General features: G+C 39.9%; 25 protein-coding genes. 7 read left to right on the plus strand and 18 right to left on the minus strand.

Annotated elements, in window-relative coordinates; translation table 11 throughout:
• Position 1: 1 nt before the first annotated feature.
• Positions 2 to 844: an ATP-binding cassette domain-containing protein gene (locus tag Q0N70_RS09955; protein ID WP_294016304.1), complete on the minus strand. Its 843-nt coding sequence runs from the start codon at positions 842 to 844 to the stop codon at positions 2 to 4.
• 73 nt (positions 845 to 917) lie between these two features.
• Here Q0N70_RS09955 and Q0N70_RS09960 point away from each other — a divergent pair, with 73 nt between their 5' ends.
• The 3 genes from Q0N70_RS09960 to Q0N70_RS09970 are packed head-to-tail and all read left to right on the plus strand — an operon-like array spanning position 918 to position 4402.
• Complete coding sequence (locus Q0N70_RS09960) at positions 918 to 2984, plus strand: glycoside hydrolase family 95 protein (RefSeq protein ID WP_294016306.1); 2067 nt, start codon at positions 918 to 920, stop codon at positions 2982 to 2984.
• Positions 2985 to 3041: 57 nt separating this feature from the next.
• A complete protein-coding gene (pyrB, locus tag Q0N70_RS09965) occupies positions 3042 to 3965 on the plus strand; it encodes an aspartate carbamoyltransferase (RefSeq protein WP_294016308.1) in 924 nt (307 codons plus the stop codon).
• Positions 3965 to 4402: an aspartate carbamoyltransferase regulatory subunit gene (locus tag Q0N70_RS09970; RefSeq protein WP_294016310.1), complete on the plus strand. Its 438-nt coding sequence runs from the start codon at positions 3965 to 3967 to the stop codon at positions 4400 to 4402. Before pyrB ends, Q0N70_RS09970 begins: the two co-directional genes overlap by 1 nt.
• A gap of 209 nt (positions 4403 to 4611) precedes the next feature.
• Here Q0N70_RS09970 and bioB read toward each other — a convergent pair whose 3' ends face one another.
• The 7 genes from bioB to Q0N70_RS10005 all read right to left on the minus strand — a co-directional run bounded on the left by bioB (position 4612) and on the right by Q0N70_RS10005 (position 10308).
• Positions 4612 to 5589 (minus strand): biotin synthase BioB, encoded by a 978-nt coding sequence (gene bioB / locus Q0N70_RS09975; RefSeq protein WP_294016313.1) that lies wholly within the window; start codon positions 5587 to 5589, stop codon positions 4612 to 4614.
• Positions 5582 to 6271 carry an energy-coupling factor transporter transmembrane protein EcfT gene (locus Q0N70_RS09980; protein ID WP_294016315.1) on the minus strand — a complete coding sequence of 230 codons (690 nt, stop codon included), beginning with the start codon at positions 6269 to 6271 and terminating at the stop codon, positions 5582 to 5584. Before Q0N70_RS09980 ends, bioB begins: the two co-directional genes overlap by 8 nt.
• Positions 6262 to 6978 (minus strand): energy-coupling factor ABC transporter ATP-binding protein, encoded by a 717-nt coding sequence (locus Q0N70_RS09985; protein ID WP_294016317.1) that lies wholly within the window; start codon positions 6976 to 6978, stop codon positions 6262 to 6264. The genes Q0N70_RS09980 and Q0N70_RS09985 overlap by 10 nt, the downstream gene beginning before the upstream one ends.
• Before the next feature lie 3 nt (positions 6979 to 6981).
• The gene (locus Q0N70_RS09990; protein ID WP_294016319.1) at positions 6982 to 7554 is read right to left on the minus strand and encodes a biotin transporter BioY; all 573 of its coding nucleotides are present in this window, start codon (positions 7552 to 7554) and stop codon (positions 6982 to 6984) included.
• 154 nt (positions 7555 to 7708) lie between these two features.
• Positions 7709 to 8326 carry a hypothetical protein gene (locus Q0N70_RS09995; RefSeq protein WP_294016321.1) on the minus strand — a complete coding sequence of 206 codons (618 nt, stop codon included), beginning with the start codon at positions 8324 to 8326 and terminating at the stop codon, positions 7709 to 7711.
• Between the two features lie 104 nt (positions 8327 to 8430).
• Positions 8431 to 9378 (minus strand): biotin--[acetyl-CoA-carboxylase] ligase, encoded by a 948-nt coding sequence (locus tag Q0N70_RS10000; RefSeq protein ID WP_294016323.1) that lies wholly within the window; start codon positions 9376 to 9378, stop codon positions 8431 to 8433.
• A gap of 36 nt (positions 9379 to 9414) precedes the next feature.
• Positions 9415 to 10308: a LysR family transcriptional regulator gene (locus tag Q0N70_RS10005; RefSeq protein ID WP_294016325.1), complete on the minus strand. Its 894-nt coding sequence runs from the start codon at positions 10306 to 10308 to the stop codon at positions 9415 to 9417.
• Between the two features lie 97 nt (positions 10309 to 10405).
• Between Q0N70_RS10005 and Q0N70_RS10010 the strand changes: the two genes are divergently transcribed.
• Together Q0N70_RS10010 and Q0N70_RS10015 are read left to right on the plus strand one after the other, a co-directional pair.
• Entirely contained in the window at positions 10406 to 10699 is a 294-nt protein-coding gene (locus tag Q0N70_RS10010; protein ID WP_294016327.1) for a hypothetical protein, read from the plus strand.
• The gene (locus tag Q0N70_RS10015) at positions 10696 to 11253 is read left to right on the plus strand and encodes a hypothetical protein (protein WP_294016329.1); all 558 of its coding nucleotides are present in this window, start codon (positions 10696 to 10698) and stop codon (positions 11251 to 11253) included. The genes Q0N70_RS10010 and Q0N70_RS10015 overlap by 4 nt, the downstream gene beginning before the upstream one ends.
• On the opposite strand, the gene Q0N70_RS10020 is transcribed toward Q0N70_RS10015, so the two are convergent.
• Together Q0N70_RS10020 and Q0N70_RS10025 are read right to left on the minus strand one after the other, a co-directional pair.
• Complete coding sequence (locus Q0N70_RS10020) at positions 11250 to 12269, minus strand: sugar kinase (protein WP_294016332.1); 1020 nt, start codon at positions 12267 to 12269, stop codon at positions 11250 to 11252. The two genes, Q0N70_RS10015 and Q0N70_RS10020, sit on opposite strands and share 4 nt — an antisense overlap.
• Position 12270: 1 nt before the next feature.
• Positions 12271 to 13290 carry a pectinesterase family protein gene (locus Q0N70_RS10025; RefSeq protein WP_294016334.1) on the minus strand — a complete coding sequence of 340 codons (1020 nt, stop codon included), beginning with the start codon at positions 13288 to 13290 and terminating at the stop codon, positions 12271 to 12273.
• 119 nt (positions 13291 to 13409) lie between these two features.
• Here Q0N70_RS10025 and Q0N70_RS10030 point away from each other — a divergent pair, with 119 nt between their 5' ends.
• Entirely contained in the window at positions 13410 to 14336 is a 927-nt protein-coding gene (locus Q0N70_RS10030) for a DMT family transporter (RefSeq protein WP_294016337.1), read from the plus strand.
• Positions 14337 to 14530: 194 nt separating this feature from the next.
• Here Q0N70_RS10030 and gltA read toward each other — a convergent pair whose 3' ends face one another.
• The 8 genes from gltA to Q0N70_RS10070 form a co-directional block, all read right to left on the minus strand.
• Positions 14531 to 16021, minus strand: a complete 1491-nt coding sequence (gene gltA, locus Q0N70_RS10035) for an NADPH-dependent glutamate synthase (protein ID WP_294016339.1) — start codon at positions 16019 to 16021, stop codon at positions 14531 to 14533.
• A 17-nt stretch (positions 16022 to 16038) separates the two neighbouring features.
• Complete coding sequence (locus tag Q0N70_RS10040; RefSeq protein ID WP_273467238.1) at positions 16039 to 16866, minus strand: sulfide/dihydroorotate dehydrogenase-like FAD/NAD-binding protein; 828 nt, start codon at positions 16864 to 16866, stop codon at positions 16039 to 16041.
• Positions 16867 to 17021: 155 nt separating this feature from the next.
• Positions 17022 to 17945 (minus strand): hypothetical protein, encoded by a 924-nt coding sequence (locus tag Q0N70_RS10045; RefSeq protein WP_294016342.1) that lies wholly within the window; start codon positions 17943 to 17945, stop codon positions 17022 to 17024.
• A gap of 81 nt (positions 17946 to 18026) precedes the next feature.
• On the minus strand, positions 18027 to 18605 hold the full coding sequence (locus Q0N70_RS10050; protein WP_294016344.1) for a hypothetical protein: 579 nt from the start codon (positions 18603 to 18605) through the stop codon (positions 18027 to 18029).
• On the minus strand, positions 18583 to 18816 hold the full coding sequence (locus tag Q0N70_RS10055) for a hypothetical protein (RefSeq protein WP_294016346.1): 234 nt from the start codon (positions 18814 to 18816) through the stop codon (positions 18583 to 18585). The genes Q0N70_RS10050 and Q0N70_RS10055 overlap by 23 nt, the downstream gene beginning before the upstream one ends.
• A 21-nt stretch (positions 18817 to 18837) precedes the next feature.
• A complete protein-coding gene (locus Q0N70_RS10060; protein ID WP_294016348.1) occupies positions 18838 to 20316 on the minus strand; it encodes a monomeric [FeFe] hydrogenase in 1479 nt (492 codons plus the stop codon).
• A 95-nt stretch (positions 20317 to 20411) separates the two neighbouring features.
• Positions 20412 to 21092: an MgtC/SapB family protein gene (locus Q0N70_RS10065; RefSeq protein WP_294016350.1), complete on the minus strand. Its 681-nt coding sequence runs from the start codon at positions 21090 to 21092 to the stop codon at positions 20412 to 20414.
• A gap of 12 nt (positions 21093 to 21104) precedes the next feature.
• Positions 21105 to 21908 carry a hypothetical protein gene (locus Q0N70_RS10070; protein WP_294016353.1) on the minus strand — a complete coding sequence of 268 codons (804 nt, stop codon included), beginning with the start codon at positions 21906 to 21908 and terminating at the stop codon, positions 21105 to 21107.
• 124 nt (positions 21909 to 22032) lie between these two features.
• Between Q0N70_RS10070 and pheT the strand changes: the two genes are divergently transcribed.
• Positions 22033 to 24330, plus strand: a complete 2298-nt coding sequence (pheT, locus tag Q0N70_RS10075) for a phenylalanine--tRNA ligase subunit beta (RefSeq protein ID WP_294016355.1) — start codon at positions 22033 to 22035, stop codon at positions 24328 to 24330.
• The last annotated feature ends 288 nt before the right edge of the window (positions 24331 to 24618 follow it).

Below are 24618 nucleotides of genomic sequence, written 5' to 3' on the forward strand. Positions count from 1 at the left end.
TTTATTTTGCCTTTGGAGACATGGCTTCGGATTGCTGCGAAAGAAATTCTCTTGTCATGTCTTCGTTGTGCTTGAGCATTGCTGCAGGAATTCCGTAGGCTTTTTCAAGATCATCATTTGTCATAACTTCTTCTGGAGTTCCATAAGACATATCTTTGTTCGGGCAGATTAAGAGAACTTTTTCTGCATATTTGCGTGAAAGGTCAAGCTCGTGCATTGAAATAAACATCGGAGTTTTTGTTGCTTCTGAATATTCACGCAAGTATTCAAGCGCGGAATTTTTCTGGCGGTCTTCCATTGCAAAAAGCGGCTCGTCCATGAAAATTCCCGCGCTTCCGTAGAGCAAGCTGAATGCCAAAAGAACACGCTGGTTTTCTCCTTTGCTGATTTCTGTAAGTCCGTGGTTCATAACAGAAGAAAGTTCAAATTTATCCACAACTTCGCTGAACAAATCTTCTGATTTAATTCCTTTTGCGTTTGCCTTTAGCGCGCCGTTTTTATAAACAAAGGAAAGCAGATTTTCAACTTTTTCGTTGCTTTCAAATTCCATGTTTTGATAAATTACAGAAGCTAGAAGATTCCGTTTTTCTTCATCGAGGCTTGCAATGTCCTGGCCTAAAAGTTTTACTTTTCCTTGTGAAGGGATGAGCCTTCCGCTGGCAAGAAGCATGAGCGTTGATTTTCCGCAGCCGTTCGGCCCGATTATGCTTGTGAATGCTCCGGGAAATCCTCCTGAAAAATGCTCAAAAACTGGAGAAGGAACAATCTGTTTTCCGTTTTCGTCAAGGTCGCCTTCAACTGGCGGATATGAAAAAGAAACGTTTTCAAAATCAATAAAATTCATGCGTCTAGGTTATTGCAATTTTGAAGAAAATGCAATGTAGAAATTTATCTATGACTGTGTTAAAATCGTTTGCATGAAATCTATTTGGTATAAAAATCCTGCTGAAAATTTTGACGAAGCTATTTCTGTTGGAAACGGAAGAATCGGCGCGACAGTTTTTGGCGGAACAGGACACGAAAAAATATATTTAAATGAAGAATCTGTATGGTCTTGCCGCTATTCAGATAGAAATAATAAAAATGCAAAGGAAGCTGTAAACGGCATAAGGGCTTTGCTGAATCAAGGACGCGAGCTTGAGGCGCAGGAACAAGTTTTTGAATGTTTTTCAGGTGCTCCAGTTTCCCAAGCTTCTTATAAAAGCGCAGGAATTGTTTCAATTGATTTTTATGACGCTGAGCACCAAGGACTTTTAGGACCGGACTCCGGCGACAAGGGAACTTTTTCTTCTTATGATTCTTATAGGCGCGAGCTTGATTTTTCAAGCGGAATCTGCTCTTCAAGTTTTTCTCTTGAATCTGCGGCACCCAGCACGGTGGATCTTTCAAACGGAACAAACGGAAGCTATGTAACTTTTACGCGTGAATGTTTTGCTTCTGCTTCGTCCGATGTTTTGGTTTATCACATTTCAGCTTCCATGCCAAAAAGCATTTTCCTTAGGCTCAAGATTGAAGGCGAATCTTTTCCGAAGAAATACAATCTTACAGAAGACACTGTTGTGGCTTTGTGCGATTCAGGCATTCCTTTTGCGGCGATGGTTACGGCTGTTGCTTCCGGCGGAACTGTTTTTACCCACGGAGACAATCTGATTGTAGAAAAAGCTGATGACGTTACTCTTTACATTGATGTTGAAAGCGCGTACAGAAAAAGACGTTTTAGAAGAAAGGGCGGAAACAACTTTAGAAATCCGATGATTTTTGCGTCTAAATGCGCGGACATTGCATTAAAGAAAATCTGCTTTGCTTCCGGCACTTCCTACGAAAATTTAAAGACTGACCAGGCATTGGAATTTTCCGCATGGAATCAGCGTTCTATTCTTTCTTTGGAAGGGCTTGAAACTGACGGAAAATCAGTTGATGAAATTTGTCAGGATAAAAAAGCCGCAAAATTTCTTGAGTGGATTTACTCAAAGTACAAGCTTATTTCAAGCTGCAAGGAACAGGCGACACTTCCTTCTGTGGCAAACGGAATTTGGACAGACAAAATGTCCGCAGAAAATTTCAGCTTGCAGGATGAAAATTTTTATAGATACAGCTCTGGAATTTTAGGACTGGAAAAAATAAATTTGCCTTTGTTCAAGCTTGCAAAAAAAATGTACAAGCGCGGAAAAATGACTGCAAAAAAAATGTACGGATGCCCAGGCTTTGTTCTGCATAATTCAACTGACATTTGGGGCGACTCTGTTCCGTGCGGCATAGATTTTAGAAATTCTTATTCTCCGCTTGGTGCCTGCGCAATTGCAAAAGCCGCATTGGATTACTATGAATATTCGCTTGACCGCAAATTTTTAAAGCGCCATTTTTATCTTTTTAAGAAAGCCTGCGATTTTTTTGCGGAATACCTTGTTCCTGTTGAAGACAAAAAATTCCTTTCGCTTAGTCCTGCATTTACAAACGGATACGAAACAAGAAGCGGCACTGTTGCTTATGTTGCTTTGGAAAATATTTCTGAAAATAAAATTATAAAAGAGCTTTTTGAAAACACATTGGCGGCAATGAAGTATCTTGGCTTTAAAAATTCAGAAAAGTTTTTTATAAAGTACAGTTCAATCATGCAGAAAATAAAATGCCCGGAAGAAGAAAGTTTTGCGGAAAATACTGCAAGTAATTTTGACAGTTTCCTTTTGAGTTCTGCGGATTCGATTATTTCAAGCAAAATAAAAAACGGCCGCGTGGAAATTTTATTGCTTTCAAATTTGCCGGCTGAATGGCAAAACGGTTCTCTTACAAAAGTCTGCCTTAAAGGAAATATTCTTGCGGACATAAAATGGCGCGATGGAAAATTTGAAGATGCCCGGCTTTACACTGAGCAGGGAACTGTTTTTATGAAGGAACTGACTATTTGCTACGGTGGGAAAAAATACAGCTCGCAGCTTTCGGACGGTTCGCTTGATATAAGAAACGTTTTGCCAACGACTGTATAATCTATTTGCATAAAGTTTCCCCTTGTGATATGATAGCGAAAATTTCAGGGGGCTTGAATGTTAAAAGGAAGACATCTTATTGAACCGGCGGATTTAACCGTCAGTGAAATTGATGAAATTTGTTCTTTGGCGGAACAGATGATTGTAGATCCGGCTTCTTTTCAAGATGTGTGTCGCGGGAAAATTCTTGCGACACTTTTTTTTGAGCCGAGCACAAGAACTAGGCTTTCATTTGAAGCTGCGATGCTTCATCTAGGCGGAACAGTCGAAGGCTTTGCTGATGCGAGCTACACTTCTTCTACAAAAGGCGAAACTTTGGCGGACACAATAAGAGTTGTAAGTTCCTATGTTGATGTTATTGCGATGCGTTCTCCAAAAGAAGGCGCAGCATTGCTTGCTTCAAGATACAGTCCTGTTCCTATAATCAATGCGGGCGACGGCGGACATTCTCATCCAACGCAGACACTTACAGACCTTGTTACAATCCGTGCGCTTCAAGGTGGATTTGAAGGACACACGATTGGGTTTTGCGGCGATTTAAAATTCGGAAGAACTGTTCATTCCCTTACACAGGCAATGAGCCGCTACAAAAATAACAAGTTTGTTTTTATCAGCCCGGAAGAATTGAAAGTTCCTTCATACATAACAGAAGATTTGCTTAAGCCTGCCGGAATAGAATTCTCAACAGCTGAACGTCTGGAAGATGTAATCGGCGAGCTTGATATTCTTTACATGACTCGTGTTCAAAAAGAAAGATTTTTTAATGAGCAGGATTATATCCGCCTTAAAGACAGCTATATTTTGAATAAAGAAAAAATGAAGCTGGCAAAGCAGGACATGATAGTTCTTCATCCGCTTCCACGTGTAAATGAAATTGCTCCAGAAGTTGATGACGATCCGCGCGCTGCTTATTTTAAGCAAGTAAAATACGGAATGTTTGCACGTATGGCGCTTATTGCAAAACTTACAGGAGTACTCTGATGATTAATATCGCTGAAATTAAAAACGGACTTGTAATCGATCATATTCAGGCTGGAACTGGCTGGAAAGTTTTCAAGTGGCTTGGATTAGACAAAGTGAGTTTTTCCACTGCTCTGATTATGAATGCTTCGTCTAAAAAAACAGGCAAGAAAGACATAATAAAAATCGACAATATTATAAATATTGATTACAGCGTTCTTGGCTTTATAGATTCCAACATAACTGTAAATGTAATTCAGGATTCAAAGATAACAAGAAAAATAAAAATGGAGCTTCCTGAAAAAATTGAAAATGTGATTGAATGTAAAAATCCGCGTTGCATTACAATTACAGAGCATTACGTTCCGCAGGAATTTAAACTTGTCAACAGGGAAAAGAAAGAATACCGCTGCATTTATTGCGATGCTCTTCACAAAGGAACTCTTTCAGTTGAATAATTTTTCTGCAAGTTTCCCACACTGAAACCAATTGATATTCAATAGTTAAAAATGTTATAGAATTGTTCAACAAATTCTAACTGTTATTCCCGTACTTGATACGGGAATTTTTTTACCACACATAGATTGCCGTGTCGTAGCACGGCAATGACAATTAGAGCAAAACCGACAATGACATTTATAACTTATTAGGCATCCCAATTTTTTTATCAGCTTTCGATTTTGTAGCCGAGTTTTTTCAGCATTGAAATATCTTCATCGTTTGTTGAGCCGGGCGTTGTCAAAAAGTCCCCGGAAATGAGCGCGTTTGCTCCTGCTAAGAAGGCGGCTTCTCCGTTGTTACCCAAATTTTTTCTTCCGGCGGCGCATCGTATTGTTTGGCTTGGCATTATAAATCTGAAAACTGAAATTGTCCGTAACGCTTCTTCCTGCGAAATTTTTTCAGCGTTTTCAAGCGGAGTTCCTTTTATCGGAGTTAAAATATTTACCGGAACAGACTGAACTTCAAGTCCGCGAAGCTCAAGCGCAAGGTCGATTCTGTCTTCTCTTGATTCTCCAAGTCCGATTATTCCTCCGCTGCAAATTTCAAGTCCTGCTTTTTTTGCGTTTAAAATTGTCTGGATTCTGTCGTTGTAAGAATGTGTTGTGCAGATGTTTGCAAAATAATTTTTTCCGGTTTCAATGTTGTGGTGGTAGCGTTCAACTCCGGCAAGCTTAAGTTCCTGCATTTGTTCAAAAGAAAGAATTCCAAGTGAAGCGCAAAGCTTGATTTTGTCTTTGAGTTTTTCTTTTATTGCTTTAAAATTTTCTATTGCAATTTCAAAATCTTTTCCTGAAAGTCCGCGTCCGGAAGTTACAAGTGAAATTCTTGAAACGTGATTTTCCAATGCACGCTCGCAGAACTTTATTGATTCTTGCGGCTGAATGACAGGAGTTGCTTGGCAAGAAGTTTTCCAATGTGCGGACTGGGCGCAATATTTGCAGTTTTCTCCGCATTTTCCCATCTTTGCATTTATAATGGAACAAACGCTGCTTGAGTTTGTGCAGCAGCTTTTTCTGATTCTGTCTGCCGCTTCAAAAAGTTCGGACGCTTGTTCTGTTTCGTAAAGCCGAATCGCTTCTTCTTTTGTAACTTTATGATTTTCGTTTATAACTGCGTTTTCCAATTCTTGTAAAAAATTATTCATCTGAAATTTTGCTCCTGTTTAAAACTGCCATTCTTTTTGTTTCCGCATTGTGAAGAAGGCAGGAAAAAAATGTTGAAAATTTTTGTATTAAAATTTCTATTTTCCATTTTGAATTTTTTTGCGTCCGCGCTTTTACTGCAAGCTCCACTTTGTTCCAAGTTTCAAAAATTTCTGGAATGAAATTTATTGCAAGCGAAATTGTGAGCGCAGGATTCCATTTTTTTACCAGCGGAATTATTTTTGAAATTCCATTTTGAATAAGTTCCAGCGCGCTTTGTATTTGCAAAGGTGAAGTTGTTTCAAAAACAACTTGGGCTGCAAGTGATGTTGTAAAAAATCTGACCGTGTACAAAATTCCGTAGGCAAGCGAATCTTTGTCCAGCCAAAATGGAATGTGAATTAGTTTTACCAAAGTTACAAATCCGCCGATTACAAAAACAAATTTCAGCTGCTTTACAGAATTCCATTTTGCGCCGGAAAGAAAAAAAAGCGTTAGGCTTGCAAAAAAGCATCCAAAAATTTTTATAACAATCTTCCAGGAAAAAAGTTCTTCCCAAGAAACAGACATTCCGCCGCTGTAAGTAAAAATGCACAAAACAAAAAGAAATGAAAGTTTTGCAATTGAAGGAATTTTATGCAAAACGGAATTTCCTTTTCTGTAAGCAAACAAACTTAAAGCCATACCAAATCCTTTATGCTTGAATAATGCGCGATTGGATTTCTTATGCTCCACTGCTCAAGGTTTTGCGACAAGCCTTCATTCGGTGAACCGTCAAATCTGATTTTTCCTTTGTCCAAAACTATGAAACGGTCTGTAAGCGCAAGGATTTTTTCAAGCTCGTGAGTCAACACAATAATTGTTTTCTTTTCTTCCTTTAATTTTTTTAGAATCATGCAGACTTGCTTTACGCCCGGCCAGTCTAAATTTGCAAACGGCTCGTCAAAAATTATAACGTTTCTGTTGATTGCAAGAATTCCAGCAACTGCAAGCCGCCGCTTTTCTCCGCCGGACAAACTTCTTGCATAGGCATTTTTTTTGTGAAGAAGTCCAACTTGCTCAAGCGAAGATTCAACGCGTTGCTTGAGTTCATCTTTTTTCAGACCGTAATTTTTTGCACCGAACGAAACATCTTCTTCTGGAGTTTCGCCTAAAATCTGCGAGTCGGCATCTTGAAAAACAAGCCCCACGGAATTTCCGAATAAGTCAATTGTTCCGTTAGTCGGCTCGTCAAGTCCTGCAATCAGCGACATTAAGACGCTTTTTCCGGAACCGTTTGAGCCTGCGATTACACAGAATTCCCCTTGTTCAATTGAAAACGAAATATCTTCAAGCGCTTTTGTTTTGTCCGGAAATATTTTTGAAACGTTTTTTACTTCGAGTGCTTTCATTTTTTATGAATGTGTGTAGCGGAAAATTACCGGACGGAATTTGTAAGTGAGCGGAACCATTAAAATTATTTTTATGATGTTGCCCGGAATGAACGGAAACAAAACTGTTGCCAAAGTTTTTTCAAGTCCGCTTTGTGTTACGCGCATGAAGCCAAGAATTCCGCCTGCAAAAATAATTACAGTCGCAGCAATTGCCGCAAGCGATATAACAATCAGCGATTTTATTTTTGAGTGCTCTTTTTTATTTGAAAGGAAAATTGCAAGAATCAGTCCGCCTGCGAAAGCTCCGATTGCGTAAGAAAAAAGAAATCCGCCGGTTGGCCCTGAAATCAGATGCTGGATTCCGCCCTTGCCGGAAAAAACTGGCAGCCCCAAACTTCCGAGAATTAAAAAAATTACAACGGACAAAGCTCCGTAAACTGGTCCGAGCAGCATCCCGGAAAGCATGCACATCATGTCTTGAATGATAATTGGAATGCCAACCGGCAACGGAATTTGTATAAAGCACGAAGCGGAAATAAGAGCCGCAAATAAAGCTGTAAGAATAATGTTTGTTCCTGATTTTTGTGATTTCATAATTTACCTTTTTCGTTACCCAAGTTTTTTATTAGGTTAACGAAATGTGTGCTTGTAGTCAAGGAGATTGGTGGAGTTTGTCTTTAAACAAAAAAACTGCCACAAAAAATTTTGCAGCAGTTCAGTTTATTATGCAGAATACAATAAATATTTTTTACATTTTTTCTATCAGCAGTTTATATTTTCCATAAGGAACACGGCGGAATTTGTGCAATGCTGTAGTTGTTGCAACGCGGTTATGATAGAACACTTCCAGACTAAGTCCCTGCTCAGATGACATATCAGCTTTTACAACAAGATAATAAGTTCCTGCTTCTGCAATGTTCCAGTTTGTTGTAACCATGAACAAGAACGGTTCAAAGGTAGACGGCGGAACTGCGCTTCCTTTTAAATTTTCATTAGGAACAAGATTAAAGTTTTCATCATATAGAAGAATTTCTGGAATCATTGCGCTCTTTTTTTCTTCGTTTGTGCTCATAAGCCCTGTCGGAATTGACTTTAATATAAAATCGTAACTGCTATTTTCCAAAGACAGTTTGTAGACATTTGCTGGAACTGGAGTGTCGGAATATTCAACAGAAACTTGATTGCTATTTTCAGAGAGATTTTCCTTTGAAAGCTGCTTTCCGATTTTGTAATCCGACGCATTGCCTGATGCGATAAGTTCTTTTTCATCTGCAAAAACTTTTTTTGTTGAAACTTTTGTAGATGCGCAAGAAATAATGCAAATTGATAAAACAGCAAGACCAAGACAATTTTTTAATTTTCTCATACTTTTTCCTTTTTATAAAAAATAATAATTTATTATACTGTTGCTACCCCCCCCGTGGTCAAGGTCTTTTCAAATTTATTTGTTGTATCCATTGCTCAGAAAAACTACCTGTTTTTTATAAAACTGTCTTGCCCGGGAATTAAAATGCGGTTTTGATTTTTTGATTCCAGCAATGCAAAGCCAAATGCGTTTATTCCTTTGAATGTGTAAATATTTTTATCGGATTCGAGGCGGATTTTTTTTCCATTGTCAAAACAGAGGCTGTTCCATTCACAAACAAGAGATGAATCTTCCTGCTGCATTTTTTCTTCTGCGGATTTAAACTCTTTTAAAAATGCAGAAAGAAATTCCTTGCGCGAAAACTTTGCATTTAATTTTACTGCGCAATCCGTGTTTGGAATTTTTGGGCATGAAGTTAAATTTATTCCGATTCCTATATTGAGCCAGTTGCATTTTCCTCCAGTTGCAGAAAGCTCGTCAAGAATGCCACCGACTTTCCCGTTTTCGCTCCAGATGTCGTTTGGCCATCTTGCGTAGAATTTTTTTCCTGCCATTTCAGTTAAAGTTTTTACGATTGCAATTTGCGCCGCCATTGTTGCTCGGTGTGAATAAGACACTGCGATTCCGCTTCTTGTAATCAGCGTGCAGGCGAGACTTCCTTTTGTTGTTGTCCATTTGTGGCTTGAGTGCCCCTGCCCTTTTGTCTGTTTGTCCGCAGTTATGATTTCCATTTTTTTGCTGAAAGATTTTTCCTGCGCGATTTTTCTTGCTTCTGTCATCGTGGATTCTGTTTCTGGAAAATGAAAGAAAAGCTCTTCTTCTGCGCCGAATTCCCAAGGAAACAAACTGTCCTTTAAATCTTTTTCAAGAAAATATCCTGCGCGAGTTGAAGAAATTCCGTAGCCTGAAAGCTGCAATGACTGAATCGCTTTCCAAACTGAAACTCTGGAAATTCCTGCGAGCTTTGCGGCTTCTTCCCCGGAAACAGGCGCGTTTGCTTCCCGGAGAATTTTTAAGATTAAATATTTTGTTGAAAGATTTTTGTTACCCATTTATATTTATAGGTTAACAAAAAATTATTGTTGCGGTCAAGAGATTTGTTCAAGGCTTGCCTTTTCTTTTGAAGATACATAGTCTGTTAAGAATTTGTAAAACTTTTCAACTTGCGAGCAGTCCAGTTTGTTTTTTTTGTAGGAAATTAAAATATCGCGGCTGCAAACAGGATTGCTTATTTCAAGGAGCAAAACTTTTTTTGTGTCAAGTTTTCCCCAGGAATATTGCGGCCAGAATCCGATTCCTAAGTTTGCTCCGATTGTATTTTTTACAGCAGAAATATTATCGCTTTCAAAAATAATATTTGGGCGGATTCCAGCTTCATGGCAGTATTTGTCGCAAATTGTTCGTAAATGCTTTGAGCCTGAAAGAGCTATAAAATTTTCGTTTTTTATTTCTTCAAGTGAAATCGATTTTAAATTTGAAAAACGCGGAATATTTGGAACTGCAAGAAAAATTTTTTCAGAGCAAACAAAGACACTGTCTTTTTCATTTTCATTCTGCTGATAAAAAAGTTTCGTTGTAACGCAAATATCGTAAAGGTCCGTCTGGTCGTTTTGATTCAGCTGAATATGAATTTTTTTATTTGTCTTTTTGTATTCGATAATCGCATTTGTTATAAGTGTGGATGCCGCCAAAATATTTAAATGGATTGTCGAATCTTCAAGATTTGCCATTGTCTTTAGCTGCTCTGGAATTTCATTTATTTCTTTTATTATTGGCGTAAGTTTTTTGTAAAGCCACAATCCATAAGTTGTAAGTTTTATGTTCCGTCCGTCATGCTTGAACAAAGGAATTTCCAGTTCTTCTTCCAGTTTGTGAATTGACTGCGTGAGCGCAGGCTGCGCTACATGAAGATTTTCTGCGCTTTTTGTAACGTGCTCGTTTTTTGCGACTTCCAGGAAATATTTTATTTGATTCAGTTCCATTTTGTATTCATAAGTATAACTTATTAATTTAATAAAAACAATATATTAGTAATTATAAAAAAAATCTGCTATCTTTTTTTCAGTTTGGAGGTTTGATATGCCAGAGATTTTGGAAACAGCGATGCTTGTTTGTTTTGGTCTTTCGTGGCCGATTTCTGTTGTGAAAAATATAAAGTCAAAGACAGCAAAGAACATGAGCTTGCGCTTTATACTTTTGATTATCGTAGGTTACATTGCAGGAATTTCAGCAAAAATAATTCTTGGAAGTTTCAATTATGTTTTGGCGGTTTATGTTTTAAATCTTGCAATTGTAAGCATAAATATTCCGGTTTACTTTATAAACAAAAAGTATGACAAAAAACTTGCTTTATATAGGAAGGTAGCGGCATGATTAACGTAGTAGAAAAAATTGATGACTTTAAAACATTGAATGAAATGGGAAAAAGCGGCGGAGTTGTATTTTTCGGCTCAAGCTATTTTTCAAGAATGAATATAAACGAGCTTGCAAACAATGAGGAAATGGGCGGAAAAATCTACGACAGAAGCGTGCAGGGGCTTAAGCTAGTTGATTCATTTAAGCTTCTTGAAAGCGGAGTTTATGAACTGAATCCTGCGAAAGTGTTTGTTAACTTTGGAGAAGAAGAATGCTCCTCTGAAAATTTCAATGTAGATGAATTTATAAACAAATACGAATGGCTTTTGCTGAACTTGCATCGCAACTGCAAGAACTCAAAAACTTATATCGTATCTGTAGTTTCATCTGGAAAAAATGCAGCGGATGCAAACAGCCGTCTTGAAGCCCTTGCAAAAGAAACTGGCTGCACTTTTATAAATGTAACAAAAGAAGCTTTCGAAAACTTGGGATTTGAAAAAGTTTTTAATGTGCTTAAGCCTTACATGAGAATTTTCCCTGTAAGTTTTGCACAGGCAATGCAGATGGCTTAACGCTGGATTCTTCCGCTTGAATCTCCGTGCGCAAGACGTTCAACTTCTTCCACGGAGACCATGTTGAAGTCTCCTTCAATTGAATGCTTTAAGCACGAAGCTGCGCTTGCAAATTCAACAGCACGCTGGCTGGTTTCGTTTCTTAAAATAGAATAAATCAGTCCGGCGCAAAAACTGTCCCCGCCGCCAAGCCTGTCTACAATTGCCATGTCATATTCACGGCTAAAAAAATAATCAGTTCCATCGTAAAAAAGAGCCGCCCATTTATTTCTGCTTGCGTTTATAGAAGAGCGTAAAGTTATTGCGACTTTTTTGAATCCATATTTTTCTGAAAGTTTGCGGGCTACATTTTTGTAACCTTCTTTGCTGAGCTTTCCGTTTTCAATGTCTGTGTTGTCTGCGCTTATTCCAAAAACATCCATCGCGTCTTCTTCATTTGAAATGCAGATGTCAATGTATGGAGCGATTTTTTCCATTGTTTCTTTTGCTTGCTGTTTTGACCAAAGTTTGCTTCTGTAGTTCAAGTCGCAGCTTACAGGAATTCCTTTGGCTTTTGCAGTTTTGCAGGCTTCAATGCAGATTTCAGGAAGTTCTCCGCCAAGAGCCGGTGTTACGCCTGTAAAATGAAACCAGTCTGCGCCTTCAAAAATTTTGTTCCAGTCAAAGTCTGATTTTTGGCTTAAAGCGATTGCCGAGCCTGCTCTGTCGTAAATACATTTTGAGGGACGTTGGCTTGCTCCCCGTTCGTTGAAATATATTCCGACTCTGTTTCCGCTGCGGACAATATATTCAGTTTTTACGCCGAATCTTCTAAGGCTGTTGACTGCGCTTTGTCCTATTTCGTGGGAAGGAAGCTTTGTAACAAAAAAAGAATCTTCTCCAAAGTTTGCAAGCGAAACTGCGACATTTGCTTCAGCTCCGCCGAACGTCGAAGTCATTTTATCTACCTGAATAAATCTGTAGTAACCTTCCGGCTGCAACCGAAGAAGAAGTTCCCCAAAAGTAATTATTTTCATATTATTCCTTGGATAAAAGTTCAGCGAACGGAGTGTCGTGCAGAATCAAATAGCGGCTTGCGTATCCGTTGAAGTAATCATCTTCTGTAAGTGTGTAAGATTTGATGTTTCTTTTGCTTGTGTCGGCTTCTGCGACTTTTCCGCCTTTTAAAGCAATTTTTGAATTGTATTCTCTGATTCCGCATTTTGCATTTCCGCGTGGATAAACTTCAAGATTCATGTCGTCGTCCCACAAAAGTTCCGGCGCAAACGTGTCGGAAAAAATGCAGTTTACAAACGCAATGCTGTCCCAATCTTTTTTGCTTTCTGAATTTCCGGTTCCGTCTGTTCTGCAGGCGTACACAAAATTCTTTTTTCTTTTTTCTCCAAGGAAGCGGCAGTTTGTAAATACGAATCCAGTTTTTTCGGCTATTGCGTGGCTGTTGATTGCGAATCCGTCGAAGTCGCCGCGGTTGTCTGCAATAACTTCAATTGCGCAGTTTTCAAAAAGGCAAGTGTCTGGCTCTCCGTAAATAAAATCAACATCGCCTGAAATATTTGAATTCAAAAACCAGCTGAATCCTTTTACAAAAAGCGTGTTCTGGTGTCCTTCAAGTTTGATTCCTTCACAAAACAATGTTCCTGTCGTGTTGTTCCAGGCAAGGGCTTCCGCAGAATCCGCAGCGGAATAAAGTTCCTCAGAAGTTTTTACGTGTGTATTTGAAATTGTAAAATTTTTGAGGGAAACATTTGTCGCGTTTGGTCCGAATGAAAACACGGCTCTGTTTTGCTGGCCTTTATTGTAAGCCTCGCAGTTGTCAGCAAGAATTACGCAGTCTTCTGTTTTTGTTCCGGGAACACTTTCTATTGCCAGCGGATTTGAAAGATTGTACCGCACAGTTTCTCTGTAGGAACCAGGCTCAAGAATCAAGTGGATTGCTGTGTCTTTTGCGACAGTTCCTGTGGAGATCATTTCCTTTATTTTTTTTAGGGCAGCAGTTATTGCCGCAGGTGATTTTGTGTTTACATTCAGTTCTAGCATAAAACGTCCCGCTTTTAATTATTTTATGTTTATTGATTATATATTGAATACTCAAAAATTGCAATTTTTCCCACGCAAAAGTTATTTTATTCAGCCTGAAAATTCGATATAATCAGCGCATGAAAAAAATAAGTGCGGCTTCGGCGTTTGGAATTTTTTTAGCTTGCGTTTCGGTTTTTATATGGGGAATAACTTTCGTTTCTACAAAATCGCTCTTAAATGATTTTTCTGCATTTGAAATTCTGGTTGTCCGTTTTTTTGCGGCGTATCTGGGACTTTGGGCTATGCGTCCTAAAAGGCTTATTTTAAAAAGCAAGAAGGAAAATATTTCGTTTGCGCTGGCGGGACTTACGGGCGTTACTCTTTATCAGTTTTTTGAAAACATTGCGATTTCTTTTACGACGGCTTCAAATGTAAGCATAATTGTTTCAATTTGCCCAATGTTCACGGCGATTGTTGCGCGGATTTTTTTAAAGGAAAAATGCATTACAAAAAATTTTGTCGCAGGATTTATTCTTGCAATTTCAGGAGTCGCCCTTGTGAGCTTTAACGGAAATGCGGAATTTCATTTTAGTCCGAAAGGCGACTTGCTTGCTCTTCTTGCGGGAATCTGCTGGGGATTTTATTCGCTATTTGTTTCAAAAATAAATTCAATGAAGTATGACATTGTTTGCAGCACGCGCCGGATTTTCTTCTTTGCGCTGGTTTTTATGATTCCGCTTGCATTGGCTGGAACTGGAGCGGAAAAAACTTCTTCTGTCTTTATTAACACTGATTTTGTTGTTAATATAAAAAGATTTTCAAACATTGCTAACTGGGGAAATTTGCTTTTTCTTGGAATTATGGCTTCTGCCGGCTGTTTTGCTTTATGGAACAAATCCTGCAAAATTCTTGGAACTGTAAAAGTTTCTGCAGGGCTTTATATGATTCCGGTTGTTACAGTTATTTTTGCATTTATATTTCTTGGGGAAAAACTTAGCCTGATGGGAATTTTGGGCGCGGCAATGACAATCTGCGGACTTTTTATTTCAAGCTGGAAAAAATAAAGATTGCCGTGCTCTGCACGGCAACGGCAAGTCAATTTAATGTCATGGATGTCCAATAAATTCAAAATGTCATTGTCATACTTGATACTGTGATGTTTCTGAAAGAAACTCGGTTAACAATCTCTAATAGTTAGATTTTCGGGTCAAGCCCGAAAATGACATAAAAAACACTTTTAGACATCACTCATTAATTTTTATTTTGCAAGATACTCGTTTATGCTTGCGGCGGCTTTTCTTCCTTCGCCCATTGCAAGAATAACGGTAGCGGCTCCTAGAACAATGTCGCCTCCTGCCCAAACTTTGGTCATGCTTGTTTCCTGGCTTTCGTCAACAGTGATATGCCCGCGGTCGTCTACGTTGATTTCTGGAGTTGTCGCAGGAATAAGCGGATTTGAATTGTTTCCGAGCGCAACAATCACAGCGTCGCAAGGAATTTCATGCTCGCTTCCTTTTATTTCAACTGGACGGCGTCGGCCTTTTTCGTCCGGCTCACCAAGTTCATAAGACAAAGCTTTTATTCCTGTTACTTTTCCTGTTTCGCTGCTTCCAAGAATTTCAACTGGATTTTCAAGGAATTTAAAGATTACGCCTTCTTCTTCCGCATGGTCAACTTCTTCACGGCGCGCCGGCATTTCTACACGAGAGCGGCGGTAAACAACATAAACTTTTTCAGCTCCAAGCCTTAACGCCATTCTTGCCGCGTCCATTGCAACGTTTCCGCCTCCGCAGACAACAACAGTTTTTGCGTGGTAGTAAGGAGTATCGGCATGCTCTGTGTCGTAAGCCTTCATCAAGTTTGCGCGTGTAAGATATTCATTTGCGCTGAATACGCCGATGTAGTTTTCACCAGGGATTCCGAAGAATTTTGGAAGACCGGCTCCAGTTCCGATAAATGCTGCGTCGAATCCTTTTTCTGTGAGAATCTGCTGAACAGTCATTGTGCGTCCAACAAGAGTGCTCATTTCAAATTTTACGCCCATTCGTTTTAGGTTTTCAACTTCATTCTGAACAATTGACTTTGGCAAGCGGAATTCTGGAATTCCATAGACCATAACACCGCCGGCTTTGTGGAATGCCTCAAAAACTGTAACGTCGTGTCCTGCGCGCCGGCAGTCTGCCGCAACAGTAAGTCCTGCAGGTCCTGAGCCTACAACTGCGACTTTTTTTCCTGTTGAAGGAGCAATTGCCGGGGAAGTTACAAGATTGTTTGTGCGTTCCCAGTCAGCTACAAAGCGTTCAAGGCGTCCTATGCTGACTGATTTTTCTGCGTTTTTGTAAACTTTTCCGACCGTGCATTGTCCCTGGCACTGCTTTTCCTGAGGACATACGCGTCCGCATATTGCAGGAAGAAGATTTGTTTCTTTTATAATGTCAACTGCCGCTTTGAATTCGCCTTTTGCAACCTGCTCAATAAATTTTGGAATCTGAACATTTACAGGGCAGCCTGAAACACAAGGCTGGTTCTTGCACTGAAGGCAGCGGTTTGCTTCAACGATTGCCTGTTCTGCTGTGTAGCCAAGCGCAACTTCTGTCATCTGTCTTGCGCGCACTAAAGGTTCTCCAGAAGGCATTTCCATCTGCGGAATCGCCATGCGGTCTTTGTTTGTGAGAGTTTTTCCTTTTATTTTGCTATATTCATTTGCAGCAATTTCATTCAGCTGCTCTATTGTTTTGTGTTCGCTCATATTTTTCTCCGTCCAGTTTACATTCCGAGTCTGCACTTGTGTTTTTCTTCTTCGTCTTTAAAGCTTTTCATGCGCGTCATCATATTTGCCCAGTCCACCTGATGTCCGTCAAAGTCGGGACCGTCAACGCAAACGAATTTGATTTTTCCGCCTACGCTTACACGGCAACCACCGCACATTCCTGTTCCGTCAATCATAATTGTGTTGAGCGAAACTGTGGTTTTTACATTGTACTTTGCGGTTGTGGCGCATACGAATTTCATCATTATTGGAGGGCCGATTGCAATTACTTCTGCTGGAGGAGTCTGCGACTGGCAAAGCTCTTCGACTGGAACTGTGGAAACTCCTTGGCGTCCTGCGCTTCCGTCGTCAGTCATAATTATAACTTCATCTGCGATTGCTTTCATTTCATCAACAAAAATCAGAAGGTCTTTTGTGCGCGCGCAGATTACAACAATTACTTTGTTTCCGGCTGCCTTTAAGGCCTGAACGATTGGATAAAGAGGAGCTGTTCCGATTCCGCCGCCAACACAGAGAACTGGAGCGTCGTATTTTTCTATTTTAGACGGAGTTCCCAAAGGACCAAGAACCGCCGCAAGATAGTCGCCCGGATTAAGGCGCGCTATTTTCATTGTGCCTGCTCCAACAGCCTGAAAAACAATTGCAACCCAGCCTTCTTCTGCGTTTGCATCTGCGATTGTAAGCGGAATTCTTTCTCCCATTTCATCATCGTACTGAACAATCAGGAACTGTCCTGCCTTGCGGTTCTTTGCAATGTCCGCGGCTTCAAACTTCATGTAATAAACGGTTTCTGAAAGCTGCCGTTTTTCTAGAATCTTGTTCATCTTGTAATCCTTACACAAACTGAATTTTTTGAATATTTTACAATTTTAACACAAATCTGATTTTTAGTGAAGTGTTAGACATAAAATGCAAAAGTGTCATAATGAAAAAAGGCTCCCGGAATACGGAAGCCCAAAGTTTATTTTTTATATTGGATTTAATTTAAAGAAACAAGGTCGCTTTCAAGTGTTACTGTGCGCCACTGCGATACTTGCGGGCAGTCAGGAACTTCAAATGTAAAAGTGTACTGCGCAAAGAATGTATTTGAAAGTTCTGAGATTGGCTTACCATCCCAGCGTTCTAATTCAATAGATACATTTTCTTCAACTGCGCTAGGATTTTTATAGGAGCAGTACCAGTCAGTTTTCCCAAGGGTATCCCAGTCTTTGTCGCCATAGAAAATATCGATATAAGTTCCTACATTTTTTACAACGCTGTCCTGTGGCGGAATTACGTTTTCAAGCCAGACTGTTGCTTTGTTGTCGCTGTAAGATGCAAATGCCCATTCGCCGTTTTTAAGGTTTGAATAGTTTATGTCGCCGATTCCGCCCTTTGCAGTCAAAGTAAGTTGATGACAATAACCATTTTCACGCACAAGGCTTTCACCTTCTCCTTTTGCAGGCTCAATCTGAACCTTGAATTTATATTGTTCACCAGCTTCACATAATGGATATACAAAAGATATGGATTCAGCTCCAGTGCTAAATGGTGATTTATCTACAACTGCCAAAGTTGTCTGGATTTCTTCTCCGCCGATATTTTCCAAGCGGTAAACGCCAATCCAGTTGCAGCCTTTTTTGTATTTTTCATCGCTGCCTGCTAAGTTTGCAGGATTTTTAATTGTAAAGTGCATTCCGTCAGATTCCGCGGTTACTTTAACAAGGTCTGTTTCTGCCTCGTAAGTTCCAGATACTTCCTTTTCAATCCAGCGGGCAACTCCGCCGTTTTGAATTCTCAAATCAAGAACACGGTTTTCAGTTCCACTGTCGCCATCGCTTCCGCTGCTTCCAGAATCTGAGCACGAGCAGAGTGCCAAAGAGATTGCCGCCAAAGCAAAAAATGTTTTTACAGCCTTTTTCATGATACTGCCTCCAGTAAAATAGTTTCTGGGGCATAATACCACGGGGGGGGTACTGTCAACTGGTCCGGCGGAATTTATGGGTTATTCTGATTCCAATAAAGCAAATATTTTTTCTTTTGTCCAAAGTTTATTTGGAAAAATAGAAAATTGCTCCTTATGCTTTCTTATTATACGGACTGGTTTATCTGTTGAATTGTCGTATACGTGTAAAATATCACAAAGTTTTATTAATTCTTTTATATTGGCTAAAGATTTGTAATATCGTTTTTTTATTGTTTCTGAATCTACATTGTGTCCGCCATTTGCAACTCTAGCTTCTACTCTTGCAATATTAATCACAGGATCTATGGTAAGAACAAATATACATTTTATAAAATAACCAGAATCTTTTGCTTTCTTTAAAATATCTATTTTATAATTGGATGATAAAACTGTTTCAAATGTAAAATCCTCTTTTTTACTGATAGATAAATATCGTTTTTTATCAACTTGTTGAGCGGCTTCTATATTGGAAATTCCAGTTGCAGCTACAATGTTGTCTGCATTTGTGTAAGTTCCTATGGTTTCAAAGAATTCTGTAATTGTACTTTTGCCTGAGCCATTTGGTCCTGCAAAAACAAGAACCATAGGCTTTTTATTAAAGATATTTTTTTGTTCCATTTGCATATTCGATATACGCTTTTCTTTGAACGACATCATATTTTGCTACAGGTTTTTTGCAAACCTTTGCTTTTTTTATTGCGGCTTTTACTGCATAAGCAGCTCTTTTGTCCATTTCTGAATCATTTTCAGAGATTGATTTTCTTGAATTTCGCGAAACAATAGTAACTGTTTTCTGAGTATTTCCTATTTTTATTTCTACTTTATTCATAAAATATTCTCCAATTTTGCACTATTTTTCCTGCTCGGATATTGTGTTTGCAGAGCCGTCCTGCACGTATTTTTCTAGCTGGAGTTCCGCTTGCTTTACATTTGTGATTACAGAAGGTCCTGCTATGCATCCGCCTTCGCATGCCATTACTTCTATAAGGTTCGGGGTGTCTGGCTTTGCTGGAATTTTACCTGAATTTATAAGGCCGTAAGCGTTTAAGACTTTCATTCCGGCTTTGCTAAGTCCGTTGATTTTTGCGGGGCGCAGAATGGATTTGTCTTTTAAACGGAGCGCAACAGCTTCCATTACGCCTCCTGAACGTGCAAAATTTCTTCCGCTGGCTGTAGGAATTATTGTTTCGTGCCGTTTGTCCATTTCTGCAACATTTATTTCACGCGCTTCAAACAAAGCCGCAATTTCTTCAACTGTAATTACATAGTCAACAAGGTCGTCGTCAAATCCTTCGCGTTTTTTTGCAAGGCAAGGTCCGATAAAAACAGTTATACAGTCAGGGTCGGCTTTTTTTGCGATTTCCGCAGTGTAGTGCATGGGGCTTCTTGTTTCGGAAACGCAGGGAATAAGGGCTGGAACATGCTTATGAACTGCGCGGACGTAAGCGGAACAGCATGAAGTTGTCATCATCTTGTCTCCACGTGCCATGCGTTCTTCAAATTCGCGGGCTTCATTATCGGCGCAAATGTCAGCTCCGATTGCAACTTCCCATACACGGTTGAATCCCGCGGCAATCAAAGAAGATTCAAGCTGGCCTGGCGTAACCTTGAACTGGGATGCGATAGAAGGCGCATAAAGGGCGACAACTTTTTTACAGTCCATTATGTGTTTTATTACGTCTACAAGCTGGCTTTTGTCCATCATCGCGCCGAACGGACATTCACGCATACAGTTTCCGCAGAAAATGCACTTGTGATAGTCAATTTTTTCGTGTCCTTTTTCGTCCTTTGAAATTGCTCCAACCGGGCAGGCTTCTTCGCAAGGAACTGGAATCTTTATAATTGAATGGTAAGGACAGTTTTCCATGCATTTTCCGCAGTTGATGCAGAGCTTTTCATCTATAGTTGCCCTTCTGTCTACGGTTATTGCCTTGCGCGGGCAGTTAACCATGCATGGGCGCGCGTAGCATCCTTGGCAGGCGTTTGTAACCATATAGTGCGCTTTTACACATCCGTTGCAGGCTTCGTCAAGAACTGTAAGCATTGGCCAGGTCGGTTTTTCTCGTTCCAAGGCCTGTTTTGCAAAAGAGCCGAGAGTTGCTTCTTCATCAATGTTTTCAACTGAAATTCCCATTCGGGCAAGAACTCTCATGCGCAAGATTTCCCGGTCATGGAAAATGCAGCATCTTAGCGGCGGCTTGTCTCTGGGAGCCATTTCACGCGGAATAAAATGCACGCCTTCTTCCAGTTTTCCCTGTAGCTGAAGTTTTGCGATTCTAACAAGGATTTCGCGCTTTATATTTGATGTGTTGTTGTTTATGTTAAGCATTTTGTCTCCTATAAAAAGTCAAAATTAAAACTTCAGTTTTAGGATTGACTTATCTGATTTTATTTTATAGTTAATCTTATGCAATTTCAACGATTTCAGTCTGTTATTGAAAATTCACTCAAATTCCCAAGTTCTTCAAGAGATTTTATAAGCGCGGAAAAATCGTATTCTGTAGGGGATTTTACAAGGTAGTGAAGAATTATCTGCTTTGTTTTTATAATGCGGCTCATGTTCATGTCTGCCACAATCAGTCCATGCGCTGTGATTGTTTTGCGCAGTTTTTCCATGTCCAAAGAATCGTTTTCAAAGCACAAGTGAAGGCTTTTTGTTTTTTCAGCCGGAAACCATTTTGTTTCAAGTTTTTCAAGGCGCATAAGAAGAAACAGAACCATTGCAAGCGCAATTCCCACTTGAATGTAAAGCCCGGCTCCAATCGCAAGCCCGAACGCAGATGCAGTCCAGATTATCGCCGCGGAAGTAAGACCTTTTATGTTCAGTCCTTGCTTCATTATTGCTCCACCGCCAAGGAAGCCTATTCCGCTTACGACTCCAGCCGCAATTCTTGTGGGATCTCCTTTTGCAGTTGCAATAAAACCTTCCGCCTTTGCCATGTGAACAGAAAGAATTGAAAGCAGCGTTGAAGAAACACAGATTAGAATCAAAGTTCTCATTCCGATTACCTGATTATGGCTTTTGCGCTCAAGTCCAAGAAGTCCGCCGCATACAGCACCTGCGACAACTTTTATAATGCTTTCTGTTAAAAAATCAAGTTCCATCTATTAATATGCTTACCTTTTAAAAAGTTTGAATCCGCTTGAAGGCTTTGCGCCAGGTTTTACCCATTGAGCTTTTTTGCCTGATTTTGAAGCGTCCATTGAATTTAAATATGTGCAGAGCCATCTGCCTGTTTCGTCATCGCGCCGGAATCCTTCCATTGAATTGTCTCCGCGGATTAAAACAATATTCACAAAAATTGAATCGTTGCAAACCGCCGCAAGATTTTCTGCAAATGAAGCGAATGCTGCTTTTCCTGCCGAAACCAAAGGGGAAGCAATTGCGCTAAGTCCGTTCTTTAAAGCCGGAGAATGAAGCACGTCTATTCTTGAAGGCGTTTCTTTTAAAAGGAAGACAAGTGTTCCAGGACCTTCCGAAGCTTCTCTTTTTTGAAAAGTTGAAATTATTTCCAGCGCAAGATACTGATAGCCTGCAATCATTTCATCGCAGCCACGAGCAATTTCCTCGCTGTCCATTTTTTCAGCTTTGGAAGCGAACCATTCCTCATCAAAGTAAAGAACCGCTTCGTCCATTCTGTTGAATATTGTGAGTGTCTGAAGCACAAGAGAGCGTGCCGAAAGCGGAGATGATTTGTTCCATTCTATTGTACAGATTCCAGATTTTGCCTCAAGATTTTTTTCTTCTTCGTAAGCTGCCTGATTTGCCTTTCGTTCTGCAATCGTAAGTTTTTTTACAGGCTGAACTTCATCTGTCTGCGGTCCTGTTATTATTATATTTCTGCCCGAAAAAGCAACTCCGTCCGTAAAGCTTCCTGCGTCCGGCATATTTTTTCCAGCAATAAGAATCGTTTTTTCCATGCGCAGATTATAGCATAAAAAAGAGGAATAAAAAAGAAGTAAAAGTCTGCCTGTGTATGCTGGTAATTGCAGTTTTGCCATTGTTGTAATATAATCTATGCACACTATTTATATAGAGGAAACCATGCCTAAGATTGAAGTCAACGAAAAACTGTTTTTTAATTTGCTTGGAACTAAATACGACTGGGATACTTTTGAAAAGAAGCTTACATTTGCAAAAGCCGAGCTTGACGAAAAGCCTGATGAATCTGCTCCAGAAAGCGAGCGTGTTATAAAAATTGAACTGAACGACACGAACCGTCCTGACTTGTGGTCTGCAGGCGGAGTTGCAAGATGTCTTCGCGAGCACGAAGGAAAAGGTCATTCAGACTACAGTAAATTTATGTCGGAAGAAGGCAAGCTAAAAGACACAGGAAATCGTCTTGCTGTCGTTGATCCTGCTTTAAGGCACATCAGGCCGTTTATGGTTTCTTTTGTTATAAGCGGAAAACCTATAGACAACGCAATGCTTATTGACATTATGCAGACTCAGGAAAAACTTGCCTGGAACTTTGGACGCAAAAGAAAAACAATTTCAATGGGCGTTTACCGCGCCGAAAATTTAAAGTGGCCGGTTCATTTTATTGCGGCAGATCCAGACAAGGTGAGCTTTGTTCCGCTTCAGGGTGAAGAAAAACAGACTTGCCGTGAAATTCTTGAAAATCACCCAAAAGGAAAAGAATACGGTTGGATTTTAAAAGACTTTGAAAAATATCCGGTTTTGCAGGACGATTCCGGCGAAATTATGAGCATGAGCCCTATAATCAACAGCGCGACTTTGGGACAGATTGAAGTTGGCGACAAAGATTTGATGGTTGAGCTTACCGGCGTTGACATGAAAGACTTGATGCTTGCCGCAAACATTGTTGCCTGTGATTTTGCAGACGCAGGATACGAAATTCTTCCTGTAAAAGTTCACCACGAATATGACACTGGCTTTGGAAACGATGTTGTTATTCCTTATTATTTCCAGCAGACAGCAAAAGCTCGCCTTTCCGCAATAAACAAAAAGCTCGGCAGTTCTCTTTCTGAAGATGAAGTAAAAGACGCTCTTGTTCGCATGGGAAGCAAGGTTGATGTTTTGAATGAAAACGGCGAAACTGTTTTTGTTGTGCATCCGGCTCCTTACCGCAACGACTTTTTGCACGAAGTTGATGTTATTGAAGACGTTATGATTGGAAAAGGCCTTGATTTCTTTAAGCCTGAAAAACCTAATGACTTTACAATCGGACGTCTTTTGCCAATTACTGTTTACAGCCGCAAAGTAAAAAATATAATGGCTGGAATCGGCTATCAGGAAATGATTTTCAATTATCTTGGCTCAAAGAAAACTTACATCGACAACATGGGAATCGATGGAAAAAACGTAATTGAAATTGCAAATCCGATGAGCGAAAACTATCAGTTTATCCGTCCGTCGATTATCGCTTCTCTTTTTGAAGCCGAAGCCCAGAGCGGAAATGCAGTTTATCCTCACAAGATTTTTGAAGTCGGAAAAATCGCATTCATTGACGAAAGTGAAAATACCGGCACAAAGACAATTCAGAGCCTTGGTTTCCTTACTGCTTCCAACAACGCCAACTTTAACGAGGCTGCAAGCGAAGTAAGTACAATTCTTTATTACCTTGACCATAAGTATGAAGTTCAGGAAACAAATGATCCGCGCTTTATTCCGGGGCGTCAGGCTGGAATTATGGTGAATGGAAAGCAGGCTGGAATTTTTGGAGAAATTCATCCGCAGATTCTTGAAAATTGGCAGGTTGGAGTTCCTTGTGTTGCAGGAGAAATTGACCTTGAATATCTTATGGCGACAGAACCTAAGGAGCACAGCCAGAACGTTCAGCCAAAAGAAGAGACTAAGCCTGAATCTTCCGCGCCGAAAATTGATCCAGTTGAATATTTTAACAAGCACATTGAGCTTAAAGTTGCAAAGATTTTGAGCGTGGAAACAAATCCGCAGGGCGACAAGCTTTACATTGAGCATCTTGACGACGGAAGCGGAACAGAGCGCATTATTCAGTCTGGCTTGCGTCCTTATTTAAAGGAAGATGAGCTTTTGGGAAAACACGTTATTATTGCCGCTAACCTTGCTCCAAGAAAAATGAAGGGCGTTGAAAGCCGTGGAATGCTGCTTGCCTCTGACTATGTAGAAAACGGAGTTGAAAAAGTTGAGCTTTTGACAGCTCCTTGGGCTGCTCCGGGAACTCAGGTTGTTCTTGAAGGTTTTGAGCCTTCTGAAAAGCCTGCAAAAATCGACATAGACAAGTTCTGCAAAGTTGAATACAAGATTGTAAACAAAATGGCGCAAGCCGCCGGAAAAAATCTTGTTGCCGCCGGAAAACCGATTATAATGGAAAAAACAGTCAACGCAGATATTGAATAGTTTGAAACAAGCTAGATTGTTGACTGAGTTTCTTTCAAAAACATTGCTGTATCAAGTGTGGCAATGACATTCAAAACAAGTATGCAGTAACAAAACACAAAAGACCGTCCAAAAGGGCGGTCTTTTTTATAAAAGGCGGAATGCCGTTTAAAGCAAACATGGCAATGTAAAAAAAACACGCCGAGTTTTTTGAAATTCTCGGCGTGAAATTTAAAAAGTACGGCGTGTTTTTAGGATTGTGTCAAATTTAGTTCGCAATTTCGTTCCTGAAAAAAGCCACAAATCCAT

This window comes from uncultured Treponema sp. (assembly GCF_945873775.1).
Lineage (GTDB): Bacteria > Spirochaetota > Spirochaetia > Treponematales > Treponemataceae > Treponema_D.